At 37.3% G+C, this 1943-nt stretch carries 3 protein-coding genes; all 3 read left to right on the top strand.

Going from position 1 to position 1943, the window contains the following annotated elements; genetic code table 11:
• Positions 1–124 precede the first annotated feature (124 nt).
• Positions 125–1201 (top strand): hypothetical protein, encoded by a 1077-nt coding sequence (locus Q0256_RS08680; protein WP_297962259.1) that lies wholly within the window; start codon positions 125–127, stop codon positions 1199–1201.
• A gap of 25 nt (positions 1202–1226) precedes the next feature.
• The gene (locus tag Q0256_RS08675; protein ID WP_297962257.1) at positions 1227–1646 is read left to right on the top strand and encodes a DUF4279 domain-containing protein; all 420 of its coding nucleotides are present in this window, start codon (positions 1227–1229) and stop codon (positions 1644–1646) included.
• A gap of 62 nt (positions 1647–1708) precedes the next feature.
• The coding region (locus tag Q0256_RS08670; RefSeq protein WP_297962255.1) for a hypothetical protein at positions 1709–1943 on the top strand (235 nt) is incomplete at its 3' end.

The raw sequence follows: 1943 nt of genomic DNA, 5'->3' as shown, positions 1-1943 counted from the left end.
TAGGGGTAATTGCTCATGGTCACAATATAATATATCCCGAACAAAGCAGATATCTTTATAAGGAATTAGAGAAAAAATATTTGATTATATCGGAGGCTTTACTAGCGGATACGATAAAGATAGTATGTCGCTTGCGGCAAATCTTGACGTACTAAACGATCCTAGTGCCGATATATTTAAAAAGCAACGAGCCGCACAGGATATAGCAAATCAAATGGGGGTAAAGGTTAAATTTGCCAATCTAAATAGAGGAAGCGGAGGAAAATTTAACTCAGACGATCCGAATGCCGTATATATCAATACGAAGCACATTAGCAATGCGAAAGAATTTATGACATCTTTGCGACACGAGCTTGTTCATCGCAGCGATAATAAACGAGGCTCTTTCATACCTAAAGATCCCGCGCAAAATCAATTCGCTACCAACTATGCCCTAGGCATGTTAAGTATGTCGGAAAAGGCTTTAAGATTAAACGGCAGAAGCCTTAACGACTATTCGCCCAAAGTAAATCCTAACGATAAAACCGTAGTAGCCGATACCAGATACTTTTACTCGCTGGATCAGAGGAAGAGCGATGATGCTGCTGTGGCAGCTGTTCTGCCTATTATAGAGGCAGCCTCCGCTTCTATCTTTTTTATTAAGACTAGACAGTTATCAAAAGATTTTGGAAATTGGTTAACAAATTGGTATGAAGGCGATCAATACAATGCTTACTGGAATTATCCTGGAAAATATCCTGACAATGGCGGCACTACAAAGGAACGATCAAACATAAATTATGATAGAATTCTAAACGATTTAGAAAATAAAAATATACAGGCAAGAAGCTGGGACAAAAATGATCATATAAAAATATTCCCTAAAAATAGAGAAGAAAAACTACCATACACTCAAATACCTCAATCGCCTATAAAACCCGAATTAACGATCGGCGGCGGTATTCAGGGTAGAGAAACGGGATTTGGGGAGAATATACGTTATGCAGACAATGCAAAAGATGCCAAAAGAGTTGGTAGTAACGCAGCGGCAAATGAGTTAGCAAAAACACGAGATTATGCAGATGCGCATGCTCTAAAAGAAGCGAATTTAGATGGTCAATTTGATAAAATACCTTCACATTATGATATATATTATCATAAGGAAAGTAAAACTATATTTTTGAAGCATAAAACTACCGGGCGAATGATAGAAGCCCAGTAAATTTGTAAATTTATGAGGAGCATAAATGACTACTATGTATGTTGCTTTTTATTTATCGTCGGATAAATATAACTTTGATTTTTCGGACTTGATCCTAGATGAGAAGACCAATGAATATAAAATTAGTTATATAAAAAAATATAAAATCGGCGACATAGATGAAAGGCGCGGCAAGGTTAGAAATAGCTGTAGATGGCTATGCTATACTGCCAAGAAAGAGTGCGTATTTACAAGCGATGCCTTAAAAGATTTGTATGAAATTTTAAAAACGAACTTCGATGATATCAAAAAGAGGGTATCGGAATTAAATTTAGACGCCAATATCGATATAGTGATAGATATGACAGAAAAGGACGATATATATTCCATCGACTTTAGTAAAGAAATGATAAAAATGTGCGCCGAACTAAATGCCGATGTCTGCGTAGACGGGATATATTATTAATTTGTGTGGGGAGAGAGACGGCGTAGAAAATAAATTTCTAATACCCTGCTCAAAAGGTAAAAATGAATAAATTTATAAAGCAGCTTTCTTTCTTTACCCTTGCTCTTTTAACCGCCGCCCTCATCTCCCAAAAAAGCGCCGCATCTGCAAGCTCATATACCTGGGGCTTTAGCGTAGGCGCCTCCGCAGAGCTTAGCGGAACCGCTTCCAAAGATAGCTCTAAATCAACTGGCTCCTTAGCTTCTAATCTTAGCGGCAAGAATATTAAAATTTTAACTGATAGCAATAAAGATACCG

This window comes from uncultured Campylobacter sp. (genome assembly GCF_937949835.1).
GTDB lineage: Bacteria > Campylobacterota > Campylobacteria > Campylobacterales > Campylobacteraceae > Campylobacter_B.
This window is presented reverse-complemented; position numbering and strand designations above follow the sequence as displayed.

Bases quoted from the DNA above. Each gene is read 5' to 3' on its own strand.
- Q0256_RS08675 (WP_297962257.1), top strand. From the start codon at position 1,227: ATGACTACTATGTATGTTGCTTTTTATTTATCGTCGGATAAATATAAC.
- Q0256_RS08680 (WP_297962259.1), top strand. From the start codon at position 125: ATGTCGCTTGCGGCAAATCTTGACGTACTAAACGATCCTAGTGCCGAT.